Source organism: Pseudoxanthomonas helianthi, from assembly GCF_017939625.1.
Taxonomy (GTDB): domain Bacteria; phylum Pseudomonadota; class Gammaproteobacteria; order Xanthomonadales; family Xanthomonadaceae; genus Pseudoxanthomonas_A; species Pseudoxanthomonas_A helianthi.
This window is the reverse complement of the sequence record NZ_JAGKTC010000002.1, coordinates 753,008-779,854: the sequence shown is the minus strand read 5'-3', so window position 1 is coordinate 779,854 and position 26,847 is coordinate 753,008. Positions and strand designations below refer to the sequence as shown.

Sequence of the window (26,847 nt, the reverse complement as noted above, 5' to 3'; positions counted from 1 at the left end):
AGCAAATCCCCTCGATCCCCCTTCTGCGAAGGGGAGGCGAAGCACCGCTTCTTCCAGGGAGAGACCATGACCAAGGGAAAGGCCATGACCGCACCATGCGCTAAGATTCGCTGATGCCGACGCACCCCACCGCCCCCGCGCTGAAGGATGGCGACCACCTCGCCGCCATCGACCTCGGTTCCAACAGCTTCCACATGATCGTCGCCCGCTACACGCTCGGGCAGCTGCGCGTGGTCGATCGCCTGCGCGAGACCGTGCGCATGGCCGACGGCCTCGACGGCAAGGGCGGCCTGTCGAAGCAGGCGCGCGAACGCGCGCTGGAATGCCTAGCCCGCTTCGGCCAGCGCATCCGCGACATTCCCGGCGGCCGCGTGCGCGCGCTGGCGACCAACACCGTGCGCCAACTGTCCTCGCCGCAGACGTTCATCGTTCCTGCCGAAGCCGCGCTGGGCAAACCGATCGAAGTGGTGTCCGGCCGCGAAGAAGCGCGCCTGATCTACCTCGGCGTCGCCCATGCGCAACCGCCGAAGCCGGGACAGTTGCGCCTGGTCATCGACATCGGCGGCGGTTCCACCGAATTCATCATCGGCCGCGGCATGGAGCCGATCGAGCGCGAAAGCCTGCAGGCTGGCTGCATCGCCAGCACGCGGCGCTTCTTCCCCGGCGGCAAGCTGTCGAAGAAGCGCTGGAAGGACGCGCTGACCGAGATCGGCGCCGAGTTCCAGCAGTTCGCCGTGCAATACCGCGCACTGGGCTGGCAGGAAGCGCTGGGTTCGTCGGGCACGCACAAGGCCATCGGCGAAATCTGCGCGGCGATGAAGCTGACCAAGGGCGCGATCACCGCCGAGGCGCTGCCGCAGGTGCGCGACCGCCTGCTGATGGCCGACAACATCCAGGACATCGACCTGCCCGGGCTGGAAAAGGACCGCCGGCCGATCATCGCCGGTGGCGTACTGGTGCTGGAGGCCGCGTTCAACGCGCTGGGCCTGCAGCGGCTGATGGTGAGCAAGGCGGCCATGCGCGAAGGCATCCTCTACGACATGCTCGGCCGCGGCAGCGACAACGATCCGCGCGACCTGTCGGCGGCGTCGCTGATGCAGCGCTACGGCATCGACGAAGCGCAGGCCGCGCGCGTGGAAGCCACGGCGATGCGCCTGTTCGACCAGGTGGCGGAAGCGTGGTCGCTCAACGACGACGACGCGCGCCAGCTCGGCTGGGCCGCGCGCCTGCACGAAATCGGCCTGGCCATCGCCCACAGCCAGTACCACGTGCACGGCGCCTATCTGGTGGAGAACTCGGACATCGCCGGCTTCTCGCGGCAGGAACAGCAGGTGCTGGCCGCCCTGGTCCGCACCCACCGCCGCGGTGTGCCGAAGACCGCGTTCGACGCCCTCCCGGACCGCCTCCTGCTCGCGGCCAAGCGCAAGGCGGCGTTGCTGCGCCTGGCCGTGCTGCTGCACCGCGCGCACGACCCCGAGCCGATCCCGAAGCTGGAACTCGAAGCCAGCGGCGAATCGCTGCGCCTGATCCTGTCGAAGAAATGGATCGAGTCGCGACCGCTGCTGAAGGCCGACCTGATCGGTGAACCCGAGGACATGGCCGGGCTGGGCGTCGCGTTCCGCCCGTTCGTGGACTGAAGCCGCGAACAGGGTTTCGAGCGCAATGGCGCGCATCCTCTATTCGGGCACCCGCAATGCGTCGAGTTGGGCCTTCCGCGCCTGGCTGGCGCTGCGCGAGGGCGGCATCGAATTCGAAGAACGCGTCGTCGACATCCGCAAGCCGCAACGTTTCGACAACCTGAAACGGATCGGCGAGTTTTCCCCGCCCGCTGCGGTCCCCGCGCTCGTCGACGGCGACACGGTCGTGTTCGATTCGTTGGCGATCATGGAATACGCCAACGACCTCGCCGGCGGCCGATTGCTTCCGCTCGAACCGCTGTCGCGGGCACGCGCGCGTTCGTTCCTGGCCTGGCAACACGCCGGCCTGTCGGGGCTGTGCCCGCGCCTGTCGTTCGAAAGCGCGTTCTACCCGGACAAGCGCGCGATGAGCGTCGACGAACAGGCGCAATCGGCGCGAGCCTACGACGCCTTCGAACAGCAACTCGCCTTCAGCGGCGGCCCCTGCCTTGCTGGCGAACTGAGCCTGGCGGACCTCGCGATGGTTCCGACCTTGCTGCGCCTCGTCTCGCACACCCCCGCCGAAAGACTGGCGCAATGGCCGCGCGTCGCCGAATGGAACCGGCGGCTGATGGCACGCGAATCCGTTCGCGAATGGCTGTCGGAAGCGAATACGCTTCCTCCCGTCCGCCTCGACGATTACATGGCCTGAGCCGGGCGCTAGAATCCGGCGATGAAGACTTATCGCATCGCCGGCACCGACCTCGAAGTTTCGCGCATCGCCCTGGGCTGCATGCACCTGAGCCGGATCTGGGACGACGCGCCGACCACCGCCGAAGAGCAGCGCAATACCCAGGCGCTGGTCGAAACTGCCCTGGCGCAGGGCATCAACCTGTTCGACCATGCCGACATCTACGCCCGCGGCAAGTCGGAAGCGCTGTTCGGCGACCTGCTGCGTCGCACGCCTGGTCTGCGCGACGGCATCGTGCTGCAATCCAAATGCGGCATCCGCTTCGCCGGCAGCCCGGATCCGGACAGCCCCGGGCGCTACGACTTCTCCCGGCGGCACATCGTCGAATCGGTCGAAGGCAGCCTGCGCCGCCTGCACACCGACCGCCTCGACCTGCTGTTGTTGCATCGCCCCGATCCATTGATGGAGCCGGCCGAGGTCGCGGCGGCGTTCGATGACCTGCAAAGAGCGGGCAAGGTGCGCCACTTCGGCGTCAGCAACCACACCGCGGCGCAGATTTCGCTGTTGCGCAATTCCGTGCGGCAGCCGCTGGTGGTCAACCAGGTCGAACTGAGCCTGCTGCACCACGCCCTGATCGACGAAGGCATCGTGTTCAACCAGCACGGCACGAGCTATACCGCCAGCGCCGGCACCCTCGACTACTGCCGCGAGCACGACATCCTGCTGCAAGCATGGTCGCCATTGGCAACGGGGCGACTGGGGGGCGACGCAAGCAACATCGAGCCGGTGTTGCGTCCGGTTGCGGAAGCCGTCGGAGAGCTGGCCAAGCGGCATGGCTGCAGCGCCGAAGCCATCCTGGTCGCCTGGCTGCTGCGCCATCCCGCCGGGATCCAGCCGATCGTCGGCACGACCAACCCGCAGCGGCTGGTCGCGAGTTGCGCGGCGGACGGCATCGAGCTCGGCCGCGAAGAGTGGTACGTGCTGTTCACCGCCGCGCGCGGCCACCGCGTTCCGTAGACGATCCCGCATGCGCCTCTGGTCGATCCACCCGAAATACCTCGATCCGCAGGGCCTGGTCGCCCTGTGGCGGGAAACGCTGCTCGCCCGCGCGGTCTTGCGCGGCGAGACCCGCGGTTACCGCCACCATCCGCAACTCGAACGCTTCCTCGAACACGACAGCCCGCGGCTCGCGATCAACGCCTACCTCGCCGCCATCCACGACGAGGCGACTTCCCGCGGCTATCGCTTCGACCGCGGCAAGATCGGTCCGGTCCGTGCAGTGGCTCAGATCCCGGTAACCGACGGCCAGCTCGATTGCGAATGGCAGCACCTGCTGCGCAAGCTCGCCACCCGCAGCCCCGAGTTGTTCGCGCGCTGGCAAGGACTTGCCGCACCGGACCAGCACCCGCTGTTCCGCCGCCGGCGCGGGCCGGTGGCATCATGGGAACGCGCAAACATGGAAGCCACGCATGAGTAACCTCTACACCGGACCCGACGGCAAGCCGCGCTGCGGCTGGTGCGCGGCCACGCCGGAATACGTGCATTACCACGACAACGAATGGGGTTTCCCGGTCGACGACGACCGCCGCCTGTTCGAAAAGCTGTGCCTGGAGGGTTTCCAGTCCGGGCTGAGCTGGCGCACCATCCTCGCCAAGCGGGAGAACTTCCGCGCGGCGTTCCATGGCTTCGACTACACGCGCATCGCCCGCTTCGGCGAGCGCGACGTGCAACGCCTGCTGCAGGACGCCGGCATCGTCCGCCATCGCGGCAAGATCGAGGCGACCATCAACAACGCCCAACGCGCACTTGAGCTGGTCGAACGCGAAGGCTCGCTGGCCGCGTTCGTCTGGCGCTTCCAGCCGGTGAAACCGCTGGCGAAGCCGCAGGTCGTTTCGACCTCGCCCGAATCGGTGGCGATGTCGAAGACGATGAAGAAACTCGGCTGGCGGTTCGTCGGCCCAACCACGGTCTACGCCTTCATGCAGGCGATGGGTCTGGTCAACGACCACGCGGATGGTTGTACGTTCCGCACCAAGGCCGATCAGGCACGCAAGCGCTTCAAGCTGCCTGCCGTATAGACACCGGGCAACGCTGCGGAAAATTTCGGGCCGTCATCCCGGTGAAAGCCGGGATCCATTTTGCCGTTGACCCTCCCAGGCAAAATTCAAAATGGATTCCGGCTTTCGCCGGAATGACGACCTGTTCGTACAGCGTTACTTCGCCACACTCAACCGGCTCATCAAGATCGCCGCCCGCTTGGCCTGCCTGCGCAGGCTGTCGAGGTCGACGGTTTCGTTCGGCGTGTGGTCGCCGCTGCTGGACGGGCCCAACCCGACCAGTCCGTCCACGTCGGCGGCGACGAAGGAAATGTCGCCGGCGCCGCGCAGCAGCGGATCGAGTTCCGGCATTTTCGCCAGGCCCAGGTCGGCGTTGATTTCGTTCAACCGCGCGAGCAGCGCGCGGTTGCCCGCGGTCGGCGCCATCGGCGGATAGCCCTCCTCGAACACCAGTTCGGCTTCGGTGCCCGGCAGGTGCGCGGCCACGATCTGCTTCATCTTCCCCACCACGCGCTCCGACTGTTCGGGGCTCAACGTGCGGAAATCGCCCTTGGCCACGGCAACGGCCGGCACGATGTTGCTCTTGCCGGCGGCCGCGATGTGCGAACCGTCCGCGGCCAGGTCCGCGGCCTGCCCCCCGCCGATCAGGCCGACGTTGAAGGTGAGGTTCGGCTCCGGCAATTCCTTGCGGAATGCCGCGATGATCCGGGCCATTTCGAACACCGCGCCATCGCCGAACGATTCGGAGAATATCCGCGAACTGTGCCCGCTCTTGCCGCGCGTGGTCAGCGTCCAGTCGCCGACCGAACGCCGCGCGATGGAGCCCATGTCCTGGCCGCCTTCGACCGACAGTCCTTCGAAATCCAGCGCCACGTCGGCGCGCTTGCCCGCCGCGATCAGGTCGGCGCGGGAAACCGCGTGCGGACTGCCGGCGTCTTCCTCGTCGCCGGTCAGCACCACTTCGATGTTGGCGTCCTTCAAGGTGCCGGCCGCGTGCATCGCGCGCAGCGCCGCCAACATCACCACGACGCCGCCCTTGTCGTCGCCCGCGCCGGGGCCGTGGCCACGGTTGCCGTTACGCTCGAACTTCTGGAACGGCGAATCCGCTTCGAACACCGTGTCGAGGTGGCCGATCAGCAACAGGCGCTTGCCGCCGCGTTTCCCGGCATGCGTCGCGATCAGGTGGCCGGCACGCTGGGCCCGATCCATCGGCTTCCATTCCACGCGGAACCCGAGCTGTTCGAATTCCGGCCGCACCATGTCGGCCACCTTGCGCACGCCCGCCAGGTTCATCGTGCCGCTGTTCTGGTCGACCAGCTTCTGCAGCAGCGACACGGTGCGCTCGTATTCGGCGTCGACGGTCGCTGCCATGGATTTTTCCTGTGGCGAGAGCGCGGCATCGGCCGAAGCCGTGGCGAACAACAAGGGCAGGACCAGCGCGGGCAGCCAACGACGCATGCGAACCTCCGGCATTGATGAACGGATGCATGGTAACGCCAGCGGAGGCCGCGTCGTCATATTCCGGTAGCACCGCCGCAATATCCGCGACACGCGCGGCCCGCAGCATGGCGCAAACGCGGAGCCGCGCATGCGCTATGCCATCGTCACCGAGACCTACCCGCCGGAAGTGAACGGCGTGGCGTTGACCGTGCAGGGCCTGGAACGCGGCCTGCGCGCGCGCGGACATGAAGTTTCGCTGGTGCGCCCGCGCCAGGACGGCGAGGAAGCGGCCAATGACGATCGCGAACTGCGCGTGCGCGGACTGGGACTGCCGCGCTATCCCGGCCTGAAGTTCGGCCTGCCTGCCACCAGCGCATTGCGAAGCCGTTGGAGCGACAACCCGCCGGACGCGATCTACGTGGCGACCGAAGGCCCGCTGGGCTGGTCGGCGCTGCGCGCGGCGCGGCGCCTGGGCGTGCCGGCAGCGACCGGTTTCCACACCCGCTTCGACGAATACATGCGCAACTACGGTTTCCCCTTCCTGCAGGGTACCGCACTGCGCTGGATGCGCCGTTTCCACAACAGCGCGCAGGCGACGCTGGTGCCGACGCAGGAACTGGCCGAGTTCCTGCGCAGCCATCGCTTCGACAACGTGGTGCGCCTGGCGCGCGCGGTGGACCCGAGCCGTTTCGACGCCCGCAAGCGCGACGCCGCGCTGCGCGCGGCATGGGGGGCGGGAGAAGACACGCTGGTCGCGATCTACGTGGGCCGCATCGCGCCGGAGAAAAACCTGGAGCTGGCGGTTCGCGCGTTCCGGGAAATCCAGAAGAACCGTGCCGACGCGCGCTTCGTCTGGGTCGGCGACGGCCCGGCCCGGGCGAAGCTGGCCGAAGAAAATCCGGACTTCGTGTTCTGCGGCGTGCAGCGCGGCGAGGAACTGGCCCGGCATTTCGCCAGCGGCGATCTGTTCCTGTTCCCCAGCCACAGCGAGACCTTCGGCAACGTGACCCTGGAAGCCATGGCCAGCGGCGTGCCGGCCGTGGCCTTCGACTACGGCGCCGCGCGCGAACACCTGCGCGACGGCGTGCACGGCGCCGCGGTCGCGGACGACGAGGGCTTCATTGCCGCCGCCGTGCGTATCGCCGGCGACGACGCGCTGCGCCGTGCGATGTCCGCCGCAGGCCGCGAAGCGATGCAACTGCTGCACCCAGAACAGGTCGCGTCGGACTTCGACGCCCTGCTCGCCCATCTTGCGCGAACGAGGAGGCAACATGCGTCTGCCGCACCCGCGTAATCCCATGATCGCCCGCGACACCGGCTGGTGCCTGCGCGCCAACCGCTGGGGCCAATGGCGCGGCCTGCGCCGCTACTTCGCCATCGTCAGCCGCCTGGGCGACGGCGTGTTCTGGTACGTGCTGATGGGCGCGCTGATCGCGTTCGACGGCTGGCGCGGCCTAGCCGCATCGGCGCACTTGGCCGCGACCGGCGTGATCGCGCTGACCCTGTACAAATTGCTGAAGCGCTGGACCAGGCGGCCGCGTCCGTTCGCGTCGGATGCGCGCATCCAGGCCTGGGTTGCGCCGCTGGACGAGTTCAGCTTCCCGTCGGGGCACACGCTGCACGCGGTGGCCTTCACCATCGTCGCCCTGGCGCATTACCCGATGCTCGCCGGCCTGCTGATCCCGTTCGCCGCCAGCGTCGCCGTATCGCGCGTAGTGCTGGGCCTGCACTATCCCAGCGACGTGCTGGCCGCGCTGGGTATCGGCACCGGCCTCGCGTCGTTGTCGTTGTGGCTGGTGCCGGGCGTGACGCTGTTCGGGTGAGAAACGCCTCGCTCCCTGATTTGTAGAGCCGAGCTTGCTCGGCTCTACAAGGCCGGTTCTGCGCTCAGTCGCGCCAGCCGTAGACCGCCAGACGCTCCGCTGGCAGCAGCACGATCCACGCCCGCTCATCGCGTCGCGAGGTAAAGTACGCCACGCCGCAATCCAGCTCCAGCGCGCGCCATGGCCGATAGTCGAATGGCTCGGCGAAGCGGCCCAAGCCTGCGCGTGCACGTGTCGCCGAGTGCAGGAAACCCAACGCGTCCTCACGCAGATCGCGCATCGTCGCCTCCGACAAGTTGAAGGCGACCACGCCGGACGGTTTGCGCCGCAAGGGCAACAGCAAGGCCGCCAGCCCGCGTTCGCTGGGGTCCGCAATCCGCACCCCGGAGGTCTTCACGACCTCCGGCAGGACGCGGCTGGCGCGCCGGTGCACGGTTTCGATGTCGAGCATCTCCGCCACCTCAGCGCAGCGAGGCGACCACGTCGTACCAGTCGACCTTGCGGGTGATCCACATGATCGCGGCGAGGATGCCGAACAGCAGCAGCGAGCCCATCAGCAGCGCGCTGTCTTCCAGCACCAGCAGGCTGTACAGCACGCCGTACAGCGCAGTCAGCATCGCCGCGAATCCCGCAGCGCGCCACCAGCTCTTCAGCACGCCAGACAGGTAGAAGAACTGCAGACCGATGCACGCCGCCGCCGACAGCATGTAAGCCTTCCAGAATGCGATGTGCTCGGACAGGCTGAGCAGCAGCAGGAAGAAGATCGCCAGCGCCAGGCCGACCAGCAGGTATTGCAGCGGATGGATCGGCAGGCGCTTGATCAGCTCGAACAGACCGAAACCAACGAAGGTCAGCACCACGAACAGGATCCCGTACTTGCTGGCGCGGTCGGCCTGGGTATAGACGTCGATCGGATCGACCAGGCTGATCTGCGCGCTGTCGATGCCGTTCGCGGCAGGCCCGGACATTGCGCCGGCGTCGGGTTCGACCGGCACGATCAGCTTGCGTTCGCCATCGGCCAATTGCGCCTGCGCGGCACTGGCCAGCGAGGAGATCTCCCAGCTCGCATCGAAGCCGCCCGCGCCAATCCTGCGCTGGTTGGGCAGGAAACGTCCGCCGAACAGCGGGTGCGGCCACGCCGAATCCACGGCGATGTGGTTGCTGTCCGCGACCGGCGCGATGCCCAGCGACTGGGTGCCGGCCAGGCTCAGGTCCAGTTCCAGTTGGCTGGCCGGCAATTGCATGCCGCCAGCGGGCAACGCGGCATGCACGCCGGTCATGCGCGCGCCCAGCGCGCCGGTGCCCGATTCGAGCGCCAGCGGCTTGCCGTCGACCCGCAACCGCGGCGTGCCGACCAGCCCGCGCACGTCGGCCAGGCCGATGACCAGGTACGGCGTGCCGTAAGTGCGCTTCGCCGTCGCGTCGAGATCCATCGGCTCGAAGGCGGCCTTCAGTTTCGCCTTCCATTCGAATACGCGCACGTCGTACAGGCCGATGCGCCGCGTGTCCGGGCGCATCCCGCCGTCCACGCGCAGCGTCGCCGGCGTCTGCAGGTCGTAGCCCTCGACCGTCTCGGTGCGGAACTTGCCCGCATCGCCTTCCACGGCGACTTCGCGGGTCTCCTTCCACGGCACCACGCGCAGCGGACCGGCCAGTTGTTGCGGCCCCGCCATGCTTTGCGAAACGCGCTGCACCGCTTCGTCGCGATAGCGCTGCCGGTCCTGCACAGTGCCGCGGATCATCAGCAGCGGCACCAGCAGCAGAAGGATCAAACCGCCGACGACCATGAACCGCAACAGCAGCTTCAGGGATTTCATTCGTCTCGTTCCGTTGAGGAGGCGCGACCAGCGTGGGTCCGGCACGTGGCGAACGTTTGCGGCGAATGTGAAGTGGTGATGAAGTCCTTTTTCGTTCTCCCTCCGGGAGAAAGGCAAGCATCAGGCCGCCGGTAGCTCCAGCACCGCCTCGGCGCCGCCGCCTTCGCGGTTGCGCAATGCCACCGTCCCGCCATGCAGGCGCGCGACCTCGCGTACGAACGGCAGGCCCAGGCCGGAACTGCGCAGGCCGGTATCCGGACGGGCCAACGAGTAGAAACGCTCGAAGATGCGCTCCTGCGCGTAGTCGGGAACGCCCGGGCCGCGGTCGGCGACGACGATACGGACCCTGTTGGCTTCGACCTGCGCCGACAGGTCGATTTCCCCGCCCTGCGGCGAGAACGCGATGGCATTGTCCAGCAGGTTGGAAAGTGCCTGGCGCAGCAGGAAGGCATCGCCCTGCACTGCCGGGTTCCCGTCCGCATGCGCATGGATCCGCAAGCCGCGCGCCGAGGATGGCGCCGATCCGTCCTCGACCACCTTCGCGAGCAAAGGCGCCAGTTCGACCTGCTCGCGGTTCTGCAGCCAGCCATGGCGTTCCACTTCGGCCAGCGCCAGCAGCTTGTCGATGGTTTCGGTCAGGCGCTGTTCCTGGGCCTGGATGTTGCGGACGAAACGCGCGCGTTCGGCGTCCGGCATCGGCTCCTGCAGCAGCTCGGCCGCGCCGCGGATCGCCGCCAGCGGGCTTTTCATCTCGTGGGTCAGCGACTGCACGTAGTGCTCGACGTAGGCCTTGCCTTCCAGCTGGGTCCGCATCGTTTCCAGCGCCGCGCCGAGCACGCCCAGCTGGTCCTTGCCCTGCGGCGGCGGCGGCGCGGGCTGGCCCGCGCTGACCGCGCGCGCATACCGCGTGAGGCGGTTGATCCGACGCATCAGCCATACCGTCACCGCCAGGCCGATCAATGCGGACAATCCGATCAGCCATGCGCCACGCAGCATGATGTTGTGCTGGCTGGCGGCAATAAAGGGTTCGAAGGCGTGGTTGGGCTGGGCCACGGTCAGCACGCCGATCAGACGCTTGCCTTCCACGTCCGGATCATAGATCGGCGCGGCCACGTACATCACCGTGCGGCTGTCGTCGCCGGGCACCTCGGGCGTGGAACGCGCGCCGTATTCGCCGCGCAGGGTCAGGTAGACGTCGTTCCAGCGCGAATTGTCGCGACCCAGGTCACGACCGCCGGAATCATAGACGACGATGCCGCGCGCATCGGTGACGGTAATGCGATAGTCGATGCGCTGCTTGGTGAACTGCCAGACATGCGCACCCAGCTTGCGCTGTCTGGCTTCGGCGATGTTGCGCGCGAAATCCCCGTCGGCGATGCGTCCCTGCTTCAGGTCATCAGCCGCCATCGTCGCCAGCACGTTGGCGGTATCGACCAGGGTCGATTCCATCGCCTGGCGCACGCCCGGCTTCACTTCATTGACGAACACCCGCATCACGAAGAACGCGGCCAGCCCGACGATCAGGAAGAAACCGAGCAGCAGGCGCAATCCCAGGCGCACGGGGCTCAGATGTCCAGCGAATAGCCGATGCCGCGATGGGTGCGGATCGGGTCGGGGTCGGCGCCGGCCGCGCGCAGCTTGGCGCGCAGGGTCTTCACATGGGTATCGACGGTGCGGTCGGCGCTGTCCGCATCGCTGTCCCAGCCGCGATCCATCAACTGGGCGCGGCTGAGGATGGCCCCGGGGCGCTGCAGCAGCGCGGCCAGCAACGCGTATTCGTAACGGGTCAGGTCGAGCATGCGTTCGCGAAAGCGGACGCGATGCCCCTCTCGGTCGACGGCAAACTCGCCGTGTGCGGTCCAGCCCGCGGACGTTTCGGCCGGCGCGCGCCGGCGCAGGCGCGCGCGCACCCGGGCGACCAGCTCGCGCGGCGAGAACGGCTTGGCCACGTAGTCGTCGGCGCCCAATTCCAGGCCCAGCACACGGTCGACTTCGTCGTTGCGCGCGGTCAGGAAGATCACCGGCACCTCGCTGAAGCCGCGCAACTCGCGACAGACGTCGAAGCCGCTGACGTCGGGCAGGCCCACGTCGAGCACGACCACGTCCACCCCGCCCGCGCGCACCCGCGGCGCCACTTCCCGCCCCAGCAGGCAGTGCTGCGCCTCCAGGCCTTCGCTGCGCAGTGCGTACAGCACCGCGTCGGCAATGGCCGGCTCGTCTTCGGCAACCAGGATCGTCGGCATGGCGCAAGCATAGTCGGACGCCGGCCCGGCCCGCTATGCTGCAAGGGCGTGCTCAAGTCGCCCACATGGCCCGAGCGACCCCGCAGCGGGCGTCGGATGATGCACCTGCCACGGCCCCTGGCTGGCCCTACGCAGCATGTCCGACTCGCCCTGGCTGCGCGTGGCAGGCAAGCTCGCCGCGAAGGAGACGGTGGACTGCGCGTCGACCGGCCACGCCGCGTTCCGCGGTGCCTACTGCTTTTTCCCGGCGCCGGTCACGACCTCTTGCAGGAACGCCGCGGCCCTGACATCCGAAGGATCCAATTCCAGGCATTTCCTGAAGCTCGCTTCCGCTCCGGCGCGGTCGCCTGCGCTCATGTACGCCTCGCCCAGCCGACGGTATGCGTTCGCGCTTTGCGGATACAGCAGGGTATTCAATCCATGGACTTCGATCGCCTGCTGCAGCTTCCCGCGACTGCTCAAGTCCTTCGCGATCTCGTCGACGAGTGCCTCGTTGATCCTGAACCGTGGAAACTTTCCGCGCGCCTTTTCGACGAGCCTGAATTGCTCGTCACGGCTGAGCACCTGCATTTGCTCCTGGATGCCACGCACCGTCGCAGGCGCACCGCATATCCTTCCCGCGATGTCGTAGGCCACCTTGATCCCGCCATCGTTACCCCGGTTGCTGATGGCGACGATCGTGATGCCCCGGCTTGTGATGCGTTGCAGGGAGGCGGAAAAGTCGGTGATTCCCCCATCGTGGTATGCATGTGAACAGTCGCCGACGGGACCCAGAGCCCAGCCCAGCCCATAATCGCTGTTGCGGGCGGGAGTGAATATCTCGTCGAGTACGGGACGGTCGAATAGGAGGGTCGAGTCGAATGCCTGCCCCCACAACAGCAGGTCTTCAGCGGTCGAATGCAGCCCGCCGATGGCGAACGAATTCGTCATGTCGATGTAGTAGGTATTCGCGATCCCGCCATCGCCGGCCTGCCTGTAGCCGGAAGCCCGGCCCGCGACGAGCCCTTCTCCCGCATCGTCGCCCGTTCCCACCATTTTCAACGGCGTGAAGAACGTGTCCTGCAGGTATTTGGCGAGGGGAAGACCCGAGACATTTTCAACGATCACACCCAACAGATAGTAAGCAGAGTTGTTGTAGCTGTACTTTTCTCCTGGTGCGGATTCCAGCGGCCTGTTCCGGAACAGGCCGATGATTTCCTCGTGCGTATGCGGCAGGGTCAAGAAGCTTCCCTTGGCTTCGGGCAGGCTGGTGAAATTCACCAGACCGGAAGTGTGCGATAGCAGTTGTCGCACGGTGACAGGCCGCCATTGAGAGGGGCAGTCTTTCAGGTACGCGCAAATCGTGCGATCCAAGTCGATCCTGCCCTGCTGGTGCAGCTTTGCCACGGCGGCAGCGGTGAATGTCTTGCTGACGGATCCGATGCGAAACCTGGTCTCCAGCGTGTTCGGCACGTTCAGCTCGTAATTGGCCATGCCATAGGGCCTGCCGAAGATCCGTCTGTCGCCGCGGGCGATGAGCACCACGCCGCTGAAGTGGTCGAATTTCTGCGCATCCGCCATGTAGCGTTCCACCCAGCCAGCCAGTTCGCGATCGGAGGCCCCATGTGTCTCCAGGGCGGTCGCCTCCTGGGAAATCGCCGCGTGGATGGGAATCGCAAACAGCAGCAGTGAAAGGAATCGCTTCATGGCGGTTCTCAGGCGGGATCGGGGAGGGCGGCCTGCTCGCGCTCGAAGAAGCTCGGGCGGACCTCGGGGAACTCGTGCTTGGGGACGCGCTCGACGGCGTTGATGGAAACGAGCAGCGGCTGCGCCACTTCCCGCCCCGGCAGGCAGCGCTGCGCCTCCGAGCCTCCGCCGCGCAGCGCGTACAGCACCGCATCGGCGATGGCCGGCTCGTCTTCGGCAACCAGGACCGTCGGCATGGCGCGCAGCATACCGGCTATCCTTGCCGCATGAACTACCGCCACGCCTTCCACGCCGGCAACCATGCGGACGTGCTCAAGCACGTCGCGCTGCTGGCGCTGCTGGATGCACTGAAGGCCAAGGACTCGCCCTTCTTCGTGCTCGATACCCACGCGGGGCGCGGACGCTACCTGCTGGGCGGCGAGGAAAGCCGCAAGACCGCCGAAGCCGAAACCGGCGTGCTCAAGTTGTTCGGCCAAGCCGGCCTGCCCGATGTCCTGAAACGCTACCTGCGCGCAGTGGAAGCCGACAATCCGGTCGGCGCGCTGGTGGCTTACCCGGGTTCCCCCCTGCTTGCCGCGCAGGCGTTGCGCGAACACGACCGCCTGGCCGCCTGCGAACTGCAGCCCGAAGAGGCGGCTGAATTGAAAGCCCTGTTCGCCCGCGACCCGCGCGTGGCCGTGCATGCGCGCGATGGCTATGCCGCGATCAAGGCGTTGCTGCCACCCAAGGCCCGCGACACGAAGTTCGCCCGCGGCCTGGTGCTGATCGATCCGCCCTACGAGGCGCAGGACGCGGAGTACCCGCGCATCCTGGCCGCGCTGGAGGAAGGCCTGGCGCGCTGGCCCAACGCGACCTGGGCAGTGTGGTACCCGATCAAGCAGCGCCGCAGCCTGTTGCCATTCTTCCGCAAAGCCGCCGCATTGCCGGCCAAGTCGGCGCTGGTGGCCGAGCTGCAGGTTCGCCCCGACGATTCGCCGTTGCGCCTCAACGGTAGCGGCATGCTGCTGTTGAATCCACCGTGGCGGTTCGACGCGGCGCTCGCGCCGGCGCTGCCGGTCCTGCGCGATGCAGTGGGAGAAACCGGGGCTTCCACACGATTGGAGTGGCTGAAGGCCAGTTCGTAGGAACGCCCCTGGGCGCGACCGAAATCCTCACGACTCCGATGAGAGTTCCACGGGACCGGCTTCCCGGTCGCGCCCAGGGGCGTTCCTACGAAAAACACGGCATTCGCGTGGGAAATGCTACGCCCGATCACGCATCCGCCTGTGCGAAAATCCTTCGAATCCATCACGTCCTCTCTCTGCCCATGCCCTCCAGCCTGTTCGCCCTCCTCGACGACATCGCCAGCCTGCTCGACGACGTATCGGTGATGACCAAGGTCGCGGCGAAGAAGACCACCGGCGTGCTCGGCGACGACCTTGCGCTGAACGCCCAGCAGGTGACCGGCGTCAGCGCCGATCGCGAACTGCCGGTGGTCTGGGCGGTGGCCAAGGGCTCGCTGCTCAACAAGGCGATCCTGGTGCCGGCGGCGTTGGGCATCGCCGCGCTCGAAACCTGGCTGAAAGGGCGCGGCATCGGCATCCCGCTGATCACCCCGCTGCTGATGCTCGGCGGCGCCTACCTGTGTTTCGAGGGCGTGGAGAAACTGGCGCACAAGTTCCTGCACAGCAGGCACGAGGACAACCAGCATCATTCCGAACTGGTCGAGGCGGTCAGCGACGGCAAGGTCGACATGGTCGCCTTCGAAAAGGACAAGATCAAAGGCGCGATCCGCACCGACTTCATCCTCTCTGCCGAGATCATCGTCATCTCGCTGGGCACGGTGGCCACCCAGCCGTTCCTGAGCCAGCTCGGCGTGTTGGTCGCCATCGCCCTGATCATGACCGTCGGCGTGTACGGACTGGTCGGCGGCATCGTCAAGCTGGACGACCTGGGCCTGCGGCTGAGCCGCGAAGGCGCCGGCAAGGCCAGCGCCGCTCTCGGCCGCGGCATCCTGGCGTTCGCGCCGAAGCTGATGAAGTTCCTGTCCATCGCCGGCACCGTGGCGATGTTCCTCGTCGGCGGCGGCATCCTGGTCCACGGAATCGCCGCCCTGCACCACTGGATCGAGCACTACTCCCACGGCTCGCTGGGCTGGCTGTGGAGCAATCTGTTCAGCGCGGCGGTCGGCATCGCCGCGGGCGCGCTGGTGCTGCTGGGGGTGCGGCTGGTCGCGCGTTTGCGCAGGGTGAAATCCCGCGTGTAAGCGTCCCGGCCGGCAGCTACCGTTCACCGCATTCATGTGAAAATGGCCGGCATGACTGAGCGCAAACGCCTCCCGCCCTGGCATGAGCAGTTCCGGCTGCCCGACGGACGCGAGTTGCTGATCCGCCCGATCCGCCCGGAAGACGCGGCCCCCCTGGTCGGTGGTTTCGCCTTGCTGGGACCCGATGAAGTGCGCCAGCGCTTCCTCTACGCGATGAAGGAACTCAGCCCCGAGCAGGCCGCGCGGCTGTGCCAGCCGAACCCGCAGACCGAATTCGCCCTGGTCGCCGCCGAGCCGCTGCCGCCTGGCGAAGCGCTGGTCGGTGCGGTGGCGCGTGCGTCGATCGTGCCGCGCACGCGCGAAGCCGAGTACGCGATCCTGGTCAGCCACTTCATCGCCGGCCAGGGCCTCGGCCGCAAGCTGATGCAGAAGCTGGTGAAGTGGTCGCGGGGCAAGAAGCTCGACCGTCTGTATGGCGACGTGCTCGACAGCAACCAGGCGATGCTGCAGCTGGCCCTCTCGTTGGGCTTCAAGCGGACCCGCGACGACGACACGCCTGGTCTGGTGCGCGTGGTACTCGACCTGAACGAATGACCGTTCATCGGCGCGCTGTCCGCGCGTCGCGGCTACGAGCGTTTTTTCTCGCATCCACTCCGCCAGGAGCGATGTGGGAGAAGCGCCATGCCGAAATACCTGATCGAACGCGACATCCCCGGCGCCGGCAACCTGTCGCCGGCCGAATTGCAGGCCGTCGCGCAGAAGTCCTGCGGCGTGCTCGGCGCGCTGGGTCCGCAGATCCAGTGGCAGCAGAGCTATGTCACCGGCGACAAGGTCTATTGCGTGTACATCGCGCCCAACGAGGACATGGTCCGCGAACACGCCCGCCAGGGTGGCTTCCCGGCCAACCGAGTTTCGCGGATCACCACGATCATCGACCCGACCACGGCCGAGTAACGGCGGGCTAGAATGCGGATTCCTGCGCTGGGTGCGAAAGCATCCGGCGCTGCATTCGTTTTGCGCCTGCCGATGACCGACCCGAACAGCACCGTATCCACCCTCCCCGTTCCGCCCCTGCCGCGCGCCGGCCAGCAGCGCGCCTATTGGCGTGCGCCGGCTTCGCCCAGCGCCCTGGCCTGGTTCATCGCCCGTGCCGCCGCGGCGCACGATGGCCCGCTGCTGCTGGTGGCGCGCGATCAGCAACAGGCGCACCAGCTGGAAGGCGACCTGCATACGCTGCTCGGCGACAACGCGGATGTCCCGGTGGTGGCCTTCCCCGATTGGGAAACCCTGCCCTACGACCAGTTCAGCCCGCACCCGGACATCGTGTCGCAGCGCCTCGCCGCGCTGCACCGCTTGCCATCGCTGGCGCGCGGCATCGTCATCGTGCCGGTGCAAACGCTGGTGCAGCGCCTCCCGCCGCTGAAGCACACCGTGGGCGGCAGCTTCGACTACCGCGTCGGCCAGAAGCTCGACCTGGACGAGGAGAAACGCCGCCTCGACGCGGCCAGCTACCGCCATGTGCCGCAGGTGCTCGATCCGGGCGACTTCGCCGTGCGCGGCGGACTGCTCGACGTGTACCCGATGGGTGCCGACGCACCGCTGCGCATCGAGCTGTTCGACGACGCGATCGATTCGATCCGCGCCTTCGACCCGGAAAGCCAGCGCTCGCTGGAAAGGACCGATGCGGTGCGCCTGCTGCCCGGTCGCGAAGTGCCGCTGGACGAGGCTTCGCTGGAACGCGCGATGGCCACGCTGCGCGAACGCTTCGACGTCGACACCCGGCGCAGCGCGTTGTACCAGGACCTGAAATCGGGACTCGCCCCGGCCGGCATCGAGTACTACCTGCCGCTGTTCTTCGATCAGACGGCCACGCTGTTCGATTACCTCGCCAGGGACGCGCTGCCGCTGCTGGCCGATGGCGCGAACGATGCCGTCGATGCGTTCTGGACGCAGACGCAGAATCGCTACGAACAGCGCCGCCACGACATCGAGCGTCCGCTGCTGCCGCCCGACGAGCTGTACCTGCCGCCGGATGCGTTGCGCCAGCGCCTGAACGAATCGCCGCGCATCGAAGTCTGCGGCGAGGCCCATCCGCGCCGCGCCGAAGCGCAGGCACTGGGCGAACAGCCGGCGCCTTCGCTGCCGCTGGCGGCCAAGGACCATGCGCCCGGCGAAGCCTTGAAGTCGTTCCTCGCCAGCTATCCGGGCCGGGTGCTGGTCGCCGCCGATTCGCCCGGCCGCCGCGAAGCCCTGCTGGAAGTGATGCAGTCGGCTGAGTTGAAGCCGGTGACGCTGGAGGGCTTTTCCGCGTTCTCCGCAACGACGGACAAGTTCGCCATCGCCGTCGCTCCGCTCGAGGACGGCTTCGCCCTCGACGAACCTCGCATCGCGCTGCTGACCGAACGCCAGCTGTTCCCCGAACGCGCGACCCAGCCGCACCGGCGCAAGCGCAGCGGGCGCGAACCCGAAGCGATCATCCGCGACCTCGGCGAACTCAGCGAAGGTGCGCCGATCGTCCACGAAGACCATGGCGTCGGCCGTTATCGCGGACTGGTCGCGATGGACATCGGCGGCATGCCCGGCGAATTCCTCGAGATCGAATACGCCAAGGGCGACCGCCTGTACGTGCCGGTCGCGCAACTGCACCTGATCAGCCGCTATTCCGGCGCGTCGGTGGAAACCGCGCCGCTGCATTCGCTCGGCGGCGAAGCGTGGAGCAAGGCCAAGCGCAAGGCCGCGGAGAAGGTCCGCGACGTGGCCGCGGAACTGCTGGAAATCCAGGCCCGCCGCCAGGCCCGCGCCGGCCTGGCCCTGCCGCTGGACCGCGCGATGTACGAACCCTTCGCGGCGACCTTCCCGTTCGAGGAAACCCCCGACCAGCACCACGCGATCGAAGCGGTGCTGCGCGACCTGCAGTCGGCCCAGCCGATGGACCGCGTGGTCTGCGGCGATGTCGGCTTCGGCAAGACCGAAGTCGCGGTCCGCGCCGCGTTCGCCGCCGCCAGCGCCGGCAAGCAGGTCGCGGTGCTGGTGCCGACCACCCTGCTGGCCGAGCAGCACTACCGCAATTTCCGCGATCGCTTCGCCGACTGGCCGCTGAAGGTCGAGGTGCTGTCGCGCTTCAAGACCAAGAAGGAAATCGAGGCGGAACTGCAGAAGGCCGCCGAAGGCAAGCTCGACGTCATCGTCGGCACTCACCGGCTGTTGCAGCCCGACGTGAAGTTCAACGACCTCGGTTTGGTGATCGTCGACGAGGAGCAACGCTTCGGCGTGCGCCAGAAGGAAGCGCTGAAGGCGTTGCGCGCCGAAGTGCACCTGCTGACCCTGACCGCGACGCCTATTCCGCGCACGCTGAACATGGCGATGGCCGGATTGCGCGACCTGTCGATCATCGCCACGCCGCCGCCGAACCGACTGGCGGTGCAGACCTTCGTCACCCCGTGGGACAACGCGTTGCTGAAGGAAGCCTTCCAGCGCGAACTGTCGCGCGGCGGCCAGGTCTACTTCCTGCACAACGACGTCGAAAGCATCGGCCGCACCCAGCGCGAACTGGCGGAACTGGTGCCGGAAGCGCGCATCGGCATCGCCCACGGGCAGATGCCCGAGCGCGAACTGGAACAGGTGATGCTCGGGTTCCAGAAGCAGCGCTTCAACGTGCTGTTGTGCACGACGATCGTGGAAAGCGGCATCGACATTCCCAATGCCAACACCATCATCATCGAACGTGCCGACAAGTTCGGCCTGGCCCAGCTGCATCAGTTGCGCGGCCGCGTCGGCCGCTCGCACCACCGCGCCTACGCCTACCTGCTGGTACCGGACAAGCGCAGCATGACCGCCGACGCCGAACGCCGCCTCGAGGCGATCGCTTCGATGGACGAACTCGGCGCCGGCTTCACCCTGGCCACGCACGACCTGGAAATCCGCGGCGCCGGCGAACTGCTCGGCGAGGACCAGAGCGGACAGATGGCCGAAGTCGGCTTCTCGCTGTACACCGAACTGCTGGAACGGGCGGTGCGCAGCATCAAGCAGGGCAAGCTGCCCGACGTGGACGCGGGCATCGAGCACCAGGGCGCGGAAGTGGAGTTGCACGTGCCGGCGCTGATTCCCGACGACTACCTGCCCGACGTGCACACGCGCCTGACCCTGTACAAGCGCATCAGCAGCGCGCGCGACCGCGACGAACTGCGCGACCTGCAGGTGGAGATGATCGACCGCTTCGGCTTGTTGCCGGACGCGGCCAAGCATTTGTTCGCGGTGGCGGAACTGAAGCTGGCGGCGACCGATCTGGGCCTTCGCAAGCTGGACCTGGGCGAGAACGGGGGACGCATCGTGTTCGGCCCGAAACCGGCGATCGACCCGATGACGGTGATCCGGATGATCCAGAAGCAGCCGAAGATCTATTCGATGGACGGCCCGGACAAGCTGAGGATCAAGCTGCCGCTACCGGAAGCCGCGGATCGCTTCAACGCGGCGAAGGGCCTGTTGACGGCGTTGGGACCTGCCGGCTGATGGGTCTCGCGTAAAGCGGGCTTGACCCGCCATTTCGCACCACCGCGACGCCCATGGCGGGTCAAGACCCGCCCTACCGACCTCAGACAACCGCACAAACGAAAACGGCCGCCCAGAGGCGGCCGTTTCGATATTCGCGTTGCGGCGCGGGATTACTCGGCAGCAGCAGCTTGGCGCTCGGCCTTGGCGCGCGCGGCGGCGGCCAGGTCTTCCTTGATGCGGGCGGCCTTGCCTTCCAGGCCACGCAGGTAGTACAGCTTGCCGGCGCGGACCTTGCCGCGGCGCTTCACTTCCACCGAGTCGATGGTCGCGCTGTGGGTCTGGAACACACGCTCGACGCCGTAGCCGTGCGAAATCTTGCGCACGGTGAAAGCGGAGTTCAGGCCGGCGTTCTTCTTGCCGATGACCACGCCTTCGTACGCCTGCACGCGCTCGCGGTTGCCTTCCTTCACCTTCACGTTGACGACGACGGTATCGCCGGTGCTGAACTGCGGCAGTTCGCGCTTGATCTGCGCGGCTTCAAATTCCTGGATCAACTTGCTCATGGCGATACCTTGTAAACGCGTGGGTGTGTCGTTCGACAACGTGGGCGGATGCAGTCGCGGAATTGCGCTGCACGTTTATGGTTGTGTGGCCCGCCGGCCCGACCGGGCTGCGGAGCCGTGCATTATAGACGGGAAACTGCTGGAAAAGCAAAGAGTTAGCGAACTTGCGCCGGAATCGGCGATTCCAGCTACTCCAGCGGAATCCCCAATTCTTTCAACAACTTGCGGTCTTCCTTCGACCATTCCCGGCCTGCCATCAGTTCCGGGCGGCGCTGCCAGGTGCGCAACAGGGCCTGCTGCCGGCGCCAGCGGGCGATGGCGCCATGGTCGCCGGAACGCAGCACCGCCGGCACCTCGCCCAGCGCATGGCTGGCCGGATGGGTGTAGTGCGGGCAATCCAGCAGGCCGTCCTCGAAACTGTCCTGCGCCGCCGATTCGGCATCGTTCAACGCGCCTTCCTGCAAACGGGCCACGGCATCGATCAGCACGGCCGCGGCCAGTTCGCCGCCGGACAGCACGTAGTCGCCGATCGAGATTTCCTCATCGATCTCGGCCTCGACGAAGCGCTCGTCGATGCCTTCGTAGCGCCCGCACAGCAGGATCATGCGCGGCAGCGCAGCCAGTTCGCGCACCTTGGGCTGGGTCAGCGGCTTGCCCTGCGGGGTCAGGTACACCACCGGCGCGGGTGTCGGCTCGGCCGCCCGCACTGCAGAAAGGCAGGCCTGCAGCGGCTCGATCATCATCACCATGCCGGGGCCGCCGCCGAAGGTCTTGTCGTCGACGCGGCGGTAGTTGCCCTGCGCGTAATCGCGCGGGTTCCAGCCGTGGATCGACAGCAGTCCGCGTTCGCCAGCGCGGCCGACCACGCCATGTCCGGCGACCTGGGCGACGAATTCGGGGAACAGGCTGACGATGTCGACGCGCATGTCAGAAATCCGCATCCCAATCGACGAGGATCGTGCCGGCATCGAAATCGACCGATTTGACGAAATCCGGTTCGACGAAGGGAATCAACCGTTCGCGTTCGCCCCGCGCCACCAGCACGTCGTTCGCCCCCGTGGAGAACAGGTGCGAGACGGTGCCGTAATCGGCGCCATCGACGTTGAGCACGCGCAGGCCTTCCAGGTCGACCCAGTAGAACTCACCGGCTTTCGGCGGCGGGAGCGCCGAGCGCGGCACGAAGATCTCGGTTCCGCGCAGCGCCTCGACCGCGTCGCGGTCCTCGATGCCGGGGAAAGTGGCAACCAGGTGCTTGCCGGTTTCGCGGCCGCGCGCGCCCTGCAGTTCGCGTTCCGCGCCCTGCGGATCGCGCAGCGTCCACGGCTGGTAGCGGAAGATCGCCTCGCGCGGCTCGGTCCAGGATTCGATCTTCACCTGGCCGCGCACGCCGAAGGCGCCGACCACCCTGCCCAACAGGATCCGGCGTTGCGTGTCGTTCATGCGGGGAATGGCGGCGCCGCGATGGCGCCGCCTGCGCGGATCAGGCCGAAGCCTGGGCCTTGACCGCGTCCTTGTACAGGTCGCGAACCTTGTCGGTCAGCTGCGCGCCGTTCTTGACCCAATGGTCGATGCGGGCGACGTCCAGCTCGACGCGCTTGTCCTGGCCGGAGGCGACCGGGTTGTAGTAACCCACGCGCTCGATGTTGCGGCCGTCGCGCGCGCTGCGCTGGTCGGTGACGATGATGTGGTAGAAGGGGCGCTTCTTCGCGCCGCCACGGGTGAGGCGGATCTTGACCATGGTTGCTTCGTGTTGCCCAGCTGCCGGGATGGCAGGGTAAGCCGGCAATTGTAAGCCATTGATCGCCGAAAGGAAACCGCCGGGCTAAGGCCGTTCCCAGGGCTGGCTGGCCTGGGCGCGGGCCAGCAGGTCCATCAGGGCGGCATCGGCCGGGAACACCGCCCCGTCGATACCGATCACCGCCTGCAGGCCGCTGGCGTTGCAGGCGAAGGCGGCGCGGAACCCGCCCACCTCGGCCAGCGCCACCGGGCCATGCCGCTGCGGAACGCCGAGTCCGGCCAGCCCCGCCTGCAACAGACGCTCGCCGGTGCCGCGCAGCGCCGGGCCTTCCGGCCAGACCACGCCCTCGCCGTCCCAGCAACCGATGTTCCAGATCGACCCCTCGACGACACAGCCATCGTCGGCCACGAACAGCGCATCGTCATGACCGGCCAACTGCGCCTGCCGGCGGAAGTGGAACAACGGGAACGTGCCGACATGCTTGATATGCGGCAGCGGGCGGACGAAGCGATATGACTTCACCCGCAAGGGCGGCTTGTCCGCCGAAGCGGGCGGCGTCAGCGTGATCAGGATGTCGGGCTCGACCGCCTGCAATGGCTTGCGATAGTCGAAGCCACGCGCGAATACGGTGAAGCGCAGCGATGCGTCCGCCTCGCCGGCCGCAAGCGCACCGCGCAACTGGGTGAGGATGCGTTCGCGGTCGAGTTCGACGCCGAACAGCTCGCGAGTGCCGGTCTGGAGGCGTTCGACATGGAATTCCAGCCCCTGCAGCGCGCGGTCGCGCACCTGCATCGCGGTGAAATGGCCGTAATTGACCAAGGCCAGCGCGCGAAGGTCATCGGTCGTAGCTGGCTGGGTATTCAGCAGGGCAATGGTCATGCCGTCACTTTAGCGCGCCGGAGATGGCTTCGATCCGCGAACACAGTGACTCCAGTTATCGAGGCATGACGGGGAAGTGGCGGCGCCGAGTCGCTGCCGGTAAGTCGCGATGCCGTTCAAGCCGACCCGAAAATCCACGGCAACGGCAAAAGCATTCGCGACTTACCTCGCCCCACAACGGAGTGAACGGGTCAGCGCATCGGCGGGAAACCGCCGCGTCCGCCCATCATGCCCTGCAGGCCGCGCAGCATGCCCTTCATGCCGCCGCCGCCCAGCTTGGACATCATTTTTTCCATCTGCATGTACTGCTTCATCAGCTTGTTGACGTCGGCGGGCGTGGTCCCGGAGCCGCGGGCGATGCGTGCGCGGCGCGAGCCGTTGAGCAGGGTCGGATTGCGGCGTTCCTTCTTGGTCATCGAATTGATGATCGCGACCATCCGCGGCACTTCCTTGTTCTGCGCCACCTGCGCCTTCACGTGCTCGGGAATCTGGCCGACGCCCGGCAGCTTGTCGATCAGGCCGGACAAGCCGCCCATGTTCTGCATCTGCTCCAGCTGGTCGCGCATGTCGTTGAGGTCGAACTTCCGGCCCTTGGCGACTTTCGCCGCGAGCTTCGCCGCCTTTTCCTGGTCGACGTTCTGCTGCACCTGCTCGACCAGCGACAGCACGTCGCCCATGTCGAGGATGCGGTTGGCGACGCGCTCGGGGTGGAACACGTCCAAGCCATCGGGCTTTTCGCCGACGCCGATGAACTTGATCGGTTTGCCAGTGATGTAGCGCACCGACAACGCCGCGCCGCCGCGCGCATCGCCGTCGGTCTTGGTCAGCACCACGCCGGTCAGCGGCAGGGCCTGGGCAAAGGCCTTGGCGGTGTTGGCCGCGTCCTGGCCGGTCATCGAGTCGACCACGAACAGCGTCTCGACCGGATTCACCGCGCCGTGCAGCGCCTTTATCTCCGCCATCATCGCTTCGTCGATGGCGAGTCGGCCTGCGGTATCGACGATCAGCACGTCGACGAACGACTTGCGCGCGTCGTCGATGGCAGCGCGGACGATGGCCTCCGGCTTCTGCGAAGCGTCGGACGGGAAGAACGGCACGTCGACCTGCTCGGCCAGCGTCTTCAATTGCTCGATCGCGGCCGGGCGGTACACGTCGGCGCTGACCACCATGACCTTCTTCTTGCGCTTTTCCTTCAGGTGCTTGGCCAGCTTGCCGACCGTGGTGGTCTTGCCCGCGCCCTGCAGGCCGGCCATCAGGACCACCGCCGGCGCCGGCACGTTGAGGTTCAGGTCGCTGGCCTGCGAACCCATCACCGCGGTCAGTTCGTCGCGGACGATCTTGATCAGCGCCTGGCCCGGGGTCAGCGACTTCAGCACTTCCTGGCCGACCGCGCGCACCTTGATCCGCTCGATCAACGCCTGCACCACCGGCAGCGCGACGTCGGCCTCGAGCAGGGCGATGCGCACTTCGCGCACGGCTTCGCTGATGTTGGCGTCGGTCAGCCGGCCGCGGCCGCGCAGGCGCTCGATGGTGCCGGACAGGCGCTGGGTCAGGGATTCGAACATGGCGAGTCGCAGTGGGGGAAAAGACGTGGAAGTATAGCCGGAGCCAAGCGCCCGACCGGCTTCCTGTATACTCCCCCCCACTATCCAAGGAGCAGACCGTGGGCGCCACCGAAGAACTCATCCGCCGCTATTACGACGCCTTCAACCGCGCCGACTGGGAGGGCATGCTGGCCTGCCTCGACGGCGACGTGGCCCACGACCTGAACCAGGGCGAGCGCCAGGTCGGCACGGACGCCTTCCGTGCGTTCCTGGCCCGCATGGACCATTGCTACGGCGAACAACTGCGCGACATCGTGGTGATGGCCTCGGCCGACGGCACGCGTGCCGCCGCCGAATACGTCGTGCAAGGTACCTACAAGGTCGGCGACGAAGGCATGCCGCCGGCGCGCGGCCAGTCCTACATGCTGCCGGGAGGCGCATTCTTCGACGTGCGCAACGGCCGCATCGCCCGGGTCACCAACTACTACAACCTGCAGGACTGGATCGCGCAGGTTTCCGCGCCATGAGCGGTGCCGCGCCGCGAGTGGCCTGCTTCCGCGGAACCCAGGTGGCCGCGCATCTGCCCTCGCTGGCGCGGCTGCGCATCGCGGTGTTCCGCACCTATCCGTACTTGTACGAGGGCGACCCGGCCTACGAGGAAACCTATCTCGCGACGTACGCGCGTTCGCCCGACAGCCTGTTCGTGTTGGCTTTCGATGGCGACGAAGTCGTCGGCGCCTCCACGGGCCTGCCGTTGGCCGATGAGGGCGAGACGTTCCGGCAACCGCTTTCAGCGCACGGTATCGACGCGGGCGAGGTGTTCTATTTCGGCGAATCGGTGCTGCTGCCGCAGTATCGCGGGCTGGGCGTCGGCCATCGCTTCTTCGATGAGCGCGAAGCGCATGCGCGCTCGCTGGGACGCTTCCGCTGGACCGCGTTCGCCGCGGTCGATCGCGCTCCGGACGATCCGCGCCGCCCGCAGGGCCACCGCGACAACGACGCGTTCTGGCAAGCGCGCGGCTACCGGCGCCAGCCCGGCATGACCATGCACCTGTCGTGGCGCGAGATCGGCGAAACCGGCGAAACCGAAAAGCCGCTGACCTTCTGGCTGCGTCCATTGGAGCAGACGCCATGAAGATAGCCGTCGCGAAATACCCGGTCGAAGCGCCGCCCGATTTCGAAGCCTTCGCGGCGAAGCAGGCGCGCCTGCTGGAGGAAGCCGCGGCCACGGGGGCACAGCTCGCGGTGCTGCCCGAATACCTCTCGTTGGAACTGGCCGCAGTCTTCCATGAGGACGTGCGCAGTGACTTCCATGCTTCGCTGGCCGCATTGCAGCCGCTGCATGCGCGCTGGCTGGAACTGTTCGCGAATCTGTCCTCGCGCCTGCGTCTGCAGGTGCAGGCGGGCAGCTTCCTGCTCGACGTAGGCAACGGCCGCTATCGCAACCGCGCTTATTGGTTCACCCCGGAAGGCGGCCGCGGATTCCAGGACAAGCTGCAGCTGACCGGGTTCGAGAAACAGGCCGGAGTGATCGAAGGCGGCGACGCGCTGAAGGTGTTCGACGCCGGCGGCGTGCGTGCCGGCATCGCCGTCTGCTACGACAGCGAATTCCCGTTGCCGGTGCGTGCGCAATGCGAAGCCGGTGCGCGGCTGATCGTGGTGCCGAGCTGCACCGACACCGAGGCTGGCGCCACCCGCGTGCGCGTCGGTTGCCTGGCGCGCGCGCTGGAGAACCGCTGCTTCGTCGCCCAGGCGGTGACCACGGGCAAGGCCGAATGGAGTCCCGCGCTGGACGCCAATACCGGCGAAGCGGCGATTTACGCGCCGATGGACCGCGACCTGCCCGCCGACGGTGTCCTTGCGCAGACGCACGGCGCGCAGCATTGGGCGGTCGCGGAACTCGATTTCATCGCATTGGAGGCTTCCCGCGCGCAGGCGCAGGTCGCCAACGACCGCGACTGGTTCGGGCAGTCGCGGCCGGCCCTGGCCCGGGCGAAGGTCGAAATGCTGTAGC

The 26,847-nt window shown here is 67.2% G+C and carries 28 protein-coding genes; 15 read left to right on the top strand and 13 right to left on the bottom strand.

Translation table 11 applies throughout. From position 1 onward, the window contains the following. Positions 1-113: 113 nt before the first annotated feature. Genes ppx through J5837_RS11345 form a run of 5 tightly spaced genes read left to right on the top strand, consistent with a single transcriptional unit; the run spans position 114 to position 4,385 of the window. Complete coding sequence (ppx, locus tag J5837_RS11365) at positions 114-1,637, top strand: exopolyphosphatase (protein ID WP_210536849.1); 1,524 nt, start codon at positions 114-116, stop codon at positions 1,635-1,637. 25 nt (positions 1,638-1,662) lie between these two features. Continuing rightward, on the top strand, positions 1,663-2,328 hold the full coding sequence (locus tag J5837_RS11360) for a glutathione S-transferase family protein (RefSeq protein WP_210536848.1): 666 nt from the start codon (positions 1,663-1,665) through the stop codon (positions 2,326-2,328). 21 nt (positions 2,329-2,349) lie between these two features. Then, on the top strand, positions 2,350-3,324 hold the full coding sequence (locus tag J5837_RS11355) for an aldo/keto reductase (RefSeq protein WP_210536847.1): 975 nt from the start codon (positions 2,350-2,352) through the stop codon (positions 3,322-3,324). 10 nt (positions 3,325-3,334) lie between these two features. Then, a complete protein-coding gene (locus J5837_RS11350) occupies positions 3,335-3,784 on the top strand; it encodes a pyrimidine dimer DNA glycosylase/endonuclease V (protein WP_244755867.1) in 450 nt (149 codons plus the stop codon). Continuing rightward, positions 3,777-4,385 (top strand): DNA-3-methyladenine glycosylase I, encoded by a 609-nt coding sequence (locus J5837_RS11345; RefSeq protein ID WP_210536846.1) that lies wholly within the window; start codon positions 3,777-3,779, stop codon positions 4,383-4,385. Before J5837_RS11350 ends, J5837_RS11345 begins: the two co-directional genes overlap by 8 nt. A 135-nt stretch (positions 4,386-4,520) precedes the next feature. Here J5837_RS11345 and J5837_RS11340 read toward each other — a convergent pair whose 3' ends face one another. Further along, the gene (locus J5837_RS11340; RefSeq protein WP_210536845.1) at positions 4,521-5,822 is read right to left on the bottom strand and encodes a M20/M25/M40 family metallo-hydrolase; all 1,302 of its coding nucleotides are present in this window, start codon (positions 5,820-5,822) and stop codon (positions 4,521-4,523) included. 130 nt (positions 5,823-5,952) lie between these two features. On the opposite strand from J5837_RS11340, the gene J5837_RS11335 reads away from it, so the two are divergent. Beyond that, positions 5,953-7,098 carry a glycosyltransferase family 4 protein gene (locus J5837_RS11335; RefSeq protein WP_210536844.1) on the top strand — a complete coding sequence of 382 codons (1,146 nt, stop codon included), beginning with the start codon at positions 5,953-5,955 and terminating at the stop codon, positions 7,096-7,098. 4 nt (positions 7,099-7,102) lie between these two features. Continuing rightward, positions 7,103-7,627, top strand: a complete 525-nt coding sequence (locus J5837_RS11330) for a phosphatase PAP2 family protein (RefSeq protein WP_210537022.1) — start codon at positions 7,103-7,105, stop codon at positions 7,625-7,627. Between the two features lie 64 nt (positions 7,628-7,691). Here J5837_RS11330 and J5837_RS11325 read toward each other — a convergent pair whose 3' ends face one another. From J5837_RS11325 to J5837_RS11300, 6 genes are all read right to left on the bottom strand, one after another. After that, complete coding sequence (locus tag J5837_RS11325; RefSeq protein WP_210536843.1) at positions 7,692-8,078, bottom strand: hypothetical protein; 387 nt, start codon at positions 8,076-8,078, stop codon at positions 7,692-7,694. A 10-nt stretch (positions 8,079-8,088) separates the two neighbouring features. Continuing rightward, on the bottom strand, positions 8,089-9,444 hold the full coding sequence (creD, locus tag J5837_RS11320) for a cell envelope integrity protein CreD (protein WP_210536842.1): 1,356 nt from the start codon (positions 9,442-9,444) through the stop codon (positions 8,089-8,091). 120 nt (positions 9,445-9,564) lie between these two features. Continuing rightward, entirely contained in the window at positions 9,565-11,004 is a 1,440-nt protein-coding gene (gene creC, locus J5837_RS11315) for a two-component system sensor histidine kinase CreC (protein WP_210536841.1), read from the bottom strand. Between the two features lie 5 nt (positions 11,005-11,009). Then, positions 11,010-11,687, bottom strand: coding sequence for a two-component system response regulator CreB (gene creB / locus J5837_RS11310; RefSeq protein WP_210536840.1), 678 nt, complete (start codon positions 11,685-11,687; stop codon positions 11,010-11,012). Between the two features lie 231 nt (positions 11,688-11,918). Further along, positions 11,919-13,373 (bottom strand): serine hydrolase domain-containing protein, encoded by a 1,455-nt coding sequence (locus tag J5837_RS11305; protein WP_210536839.1) that lies wholly within the window; start codon positions 13,371-13,373, stop codon positions 11,919-11,921. Positions 13,374-13,381: 8 nt separating this feature from the next. Continuing rightward, positions 13,382-13,621 (bottom strand): hypothetical protein, encoded by a 240-nt coding sequence (locus J5837_RS11300; RefSeq protein ID WP_210536838.1) that lies wholly within the window; start codon positions 13,619-13,621, stop codon positions 13,382-13,384. 18 nt (positions 13,622-13,639) lie between these two features. Here J5837_RS11300 and J5837_RS11295 point away from each other — a divergent pair, with 18 nt between their 5' ends. The 5 genes from J5837_RS11295 to mfd all read left to right on the top strand — a co-directional run bounded on the left by J5837_RS11295 (position 13,640) and on the right by mfd (position 20,127). After that, positions 13,640-14,497, top strand: coding sequence for a 23S rRNA (adenine(2030)-N(6))-methyltransferase RlmJ (locus J5837_RS11295; protein WP_210536837.1), 858 nt, complete (start codon positions 13,640-13,642; stop codon positions 14,495-14,497). 182 nt (positions 14,498-14,679) lie between these two features. After that, positions 14,680-15,618: a DUF808 domain-containing protein gene (locus tag J5837_RS11290; protein ID WP_210536836.1), complete on the top strand. Its 939-nt coding sequence runs from the start codon at positions 14,680-14,682 to the stop codon at positions 15,616-15,618. Positions 15,619-15,669: 51 nt separating this feature from the next. Beyond that, positions 15,670-16,212 (top strand): GNAT family N-acetyltransferase, encoded by a 543-nt coding sequence (locus J5837_RS11285; RefSeq protein WP_210536835.1) that lies wholly within the window; start codon positions 15,670-15,672, stop codon positions 16,210-16,212. Between the two features lie 87 nt (positions 16,213-16,299). Next, positions 16,300-16,572: a DUF4242 domain-containing protein gene (locus J5837_RS11280; protein ID WP_210536834.1), complete on the top strand. Its 273-nt coding sequence runs from the start codon at positions 16,300-16,302 to the stop codon at positions 16,570-16,572. A 72-nt stretch (positions 16,573-16,644) separates the two neighbouring features. Next, positions 16,645-20,127, top strand: coding sequence for a transcription-repair coupling factor (gene mfd, locus J5837_RS11275; RefSeq protein WP_210536833.1), 3,483 nt, complete (start codon positions 16,645-16,647; stop codon positions 20,125-20,127). 152 nt (positions 20,128-20,279) lie between these two features. On the opposite strand, the gene rplS is transcribed toward mfd, so the two are convergent. The 6 genes from rplS to ffh all read right to left on the bottom strand — a co-directional run bounded on the left by rplS (position 20,280) and on the right by ffh (position 24,854). Further along, positions 20,280-20,672, bottom strand: a complete 393-nt coding sequence (rplS, locus tag J5837_RS11270) for a 50S ribosomal protein L19 (protein ID WP_210536832.1) — start codon at positions 20,670-20,672, stop codon at positions 20,280-20,282. Between the two features lie 188 nt (positions 20,673-20,860). Then, the gene (gene trmD / locus J5837_RS11265) at positions 20,861-21,598 is read right to left on the bottom strand and encodes a tRNA (guanosine(37)-N1)-methyltransferase TrmD (RefSeq protein WP_210536831.1); all 738 of its coding nucleotides are present in this window, start codon (positions 21,596-21,598) and stop codon (positions 20,861-20,863) included. 1 nt (position 21,599) lies between these two features. Further along, on the bottom strand, positions 21,600-22,112 hold the full coding sequence (gene rimM, locus J5837_RS11260) for a ribosome maturation factor RimM (RefSeq protein WP_210536830.1): 513 nt from the start codon (positions 22,110-22,112) through the stop codon (positions 21,600-21,602). Positions 22,113-22,152: 40 nt separating this feature from the next. Next, entirely contained in the window at positions 22,153-22,410 is a 258-nt protein-coding gene (rpsP, locus tag J5837_RS11255) for a 30S ribosomal protein S16 (RefSeq protein ID WP_210536829.1), read from the bottom strand. An 84-nt stretch (positions 22,411-22,494) separates the two neighbouring features. Next, complete coding sequence (locus J5837_RS11250; protein ID WP_210536828.1) at positions 22,495-23,289, bottom strand: aminotransferase class IV family protein; 795 nt, start codon at positions 23,287-23,289, stop codon at positions 22,495-22,497. A 191-nt stretch (positions 23,290-23,480) separates the two neighbouring features. Then, complete coding sequence (ffh, locus tag J5837_RS11245) at positions 23,481-24,854, bottom strand: signal recognition particle protein (RefSeq protein WP_210536827.1); 1,374 nt, start codon at positions 24,852-24,854, stop codon at positions 23,481-23,483. 98 nt (positions 24,855-24,952) lie between these two features. On the opposite strand from ffh, the gene J5837_RS11240 reads away from it, so the two are divergent. From J5837_RS11240 to J5837_RS11230, 3 genes are read left to right on the top strand one after another with little or no spacing between them, the layout of a single operon-like run. Further along, on the top strand, positions 24,953-25,360 hold the full coding sequence (locus J5837_RS11240; protein WP_210536826.1) for a ketosteroid isomerase-related protein: 408 nt from the start codon (positions 24,953-24,955) through the stop codon (positions 25,358-25,360). Next, positions 25,357-25,968, top strand: a complete 612-nt coding sequence (locus J5837_RS11235) for a GNAT family N-acetyltransferase (protein WP_210536825.1) — start codon at positions 25,357-25,359, stop codon at positions 25,966-25,968. Before J5837_RS11240 ends, J5837_RS11235 begins: the two co-directional genes overlap by 4 nt. Then, positions 25,965-26,846 (top strand): carbon-nitrogen hydrolase family protein, encoded by an 882-nt coding sequence (locus tag J5837_RS11230; protein WP_210536824.1) that lies wholly within the window; start codon positions 25,965-25,967, stop codon positions 26,844-26,846. The genes J5837_RS11235 and J5837_RS11230 overlap by 4 nt, the downstream gene beginning before the upstream one ends. Position 26,847 lies beyond the last annotated feature (1 nt).

Excerpts from the sequence above, each read along its gene's own strand:
- ppx (WP_210536849.1), top strand. The coding sequence starts at position 114 with ATGCCGACGCACCCCACCGCCCCCGCGCTGAAGGATGGCGACCACCTC.
- J5837_RS11360 (WP_210536848.1), top strand. The coding sequence starts at position 1,663 with ATGGCGCGCATCCTCTATTCGGGCACCCGCAATGCGTCGAGTTGGGCC.
- J5837_RS11355 (WP_210536847.1), top strand. The coding sequence starts at position 2,350 with ATGAAGACTTATCGCATCGCCGGCACCGACCTCGAAGTTTCGCGCATC.
- J5837_RS11350 (WP_244755867.1), top strand. The coding sequence starts at position 3,335 with ATGCGCCTCTGGTCGATCCACCCGAAATACCTCGATCCGCAGGGCCTG.
- J5837_RS11345 (WP_210536846.1), top strand. The coding sequence starts at position 3,777 with ATGAGTAACCTCTACACCGGACCCGACGGCAAGCCGCGCTGCGGCTGG.
- J5837_RS11340 (WP_210536845.1), bottom strand. The coding sequence starts at position 5,822 with ATGCGTCGTTGGCTGCCCGCGCTGGTCCTGCCCTTGTTGTTCGCCACG.
- J5837_RS11335 (WP_210536844.1), top strand. The coding sequence starts at position 5,953 with ATGCGCTATGCCATCGTCACCGAGACCTACCCGCCGGAAGTGAACGGC.
- J5837_RS11330 (WP_210537022.1), top strand. The coding sequence starts at position 7,103 with ATGATCGCCCGCGACACCGGCTGGTGCCTGCGCGCCAACCGCTGGGGC.
- J5837_RS11325 (WP_210536843.1), bottom strand. The coding sequence starts at position 8,078 with ATGCTCGACATCGAAACCGTGCACCGGCGCGCCAGCCGCGTCCTGCCG.
- creD (WP_210536842.1), bottom strand. The coding sequence starts at position 9,444 with ATGAAATCCCTGAAGCTGCTGTTGCGGTTCATGGTCGTCGGCGGTTTG.
- creB (WP_210536840.1), bottom strand. The coding sequence starts at position 11,687 with ATGCCGACGATCCTGGTTGCCGAAGACGAGCCGGCCATTGCCGACGCG.
- J5837_RS11305 (WP_210536839.1), bottom strand. The coding sequence starts at position 13,373 with ATGAAGCGATTCCTTTCACTGCTGCTGTTTGCGATTCCCATCCACGCG.
- J5837_RS11300 (WP_210536838.1), bottom strand. The coding sequence starts at position 13,621 with ATGCTGCGCGCCATGCCGACGGTCCTGGTTGCCGAAGACGAGCCGGCC.
- J5837_RS11295 (WP_210536837.1), top strand. The coding sequence starts at position 13,640 with ATGAACTACCGCCACGCCTTCCACGCCGGCAACCATGCGGACGTGCTC.
- J5837_RS11290 (WP_210536836.1), top strand. The coding sequence starts at position 14,680 with ATGCCCTCCAGCCTGTTCGCCCTCCTCGACGACATCGCCAGCCTGCTC.
- J5837_RS11285 (WP_210536835.1), top strand. The coding sequence starts at position 15,670 with ATGACTGAGCGCAAACGCCTCCCGCCCTGGCATGAGCAGTTCCGGCTG.
- J5837_RS11280 (WP_210536834.1), top strand. The coding sequence starts at position 16,300 with ATGCCGAAATACCTGATCGAACGCGACATCCCCGGCGCCGGCAACCTG.
- mfd (WP_210536833.1), top strand. The coding sequence starts at position 16,645 with ATGACCGACCCGAACAGCACCGTATCCACCCTCCCCGTTCCGCCCCTG.
- rplS (WP_210536832.1), bottom strand. The coding sequence starts at position 20,672 with ATGAGCAAGTTGATCCAGGAATTTGAAGCCGCGCAGATCAAGCGCGAA.
- trmD (WP_210536831.1), bottom strand. The coding sequence starts at position 21,598 with ATGCGCGTCGACATCGTCAGCCTGTTCCCCGAATTCGTCGCCCAGGTC.
- rimM (WP_210536830.1), bottom strand. The coding sequence starts at position 22,112 with ATGAACGACACGCAACGCCGGATCCTGTTGGGCAGGGTGGTCGGCGCC.
- rpsP (WP_210536829.1), bottom strand. The coding sequence starts at position 22,410 with ATGGTCAAGATCCGCCTCACCCGTGGCGGCGCGAAGAAGCGCCCCTTC.
- J5837_RS11250 (WP_210536828.1), bottom strand. The coding sequence starts at position 23,289 with ATGACCATTGCCCTGCTGAATACCCAGCCAGCTACGACCGATGACCTT.
- ffh (WP_210536827.1), bottom strand. The coding sequence starts at position 24,854 with ATGTTCGAATCCCTGACCCAGCGCCTGTCCGGCACCATCGAGCGCCTG.
- J5837_RS11235 (WP_210536825.1), top strand. The coding sequence starts at position 25,357 with ATGAGCGGTGCCGCGCCGCGAGTGGCCTGCTTCCGCGGAACCCAGGTG.
- J5837_RS11230 (WP_210536824.1), top strand. The coding sequence starts at position 25,965 with ATGAAGATAGCCGTCGCGAAATACCCGGTCGAAGCGCCGCCCGATTTC.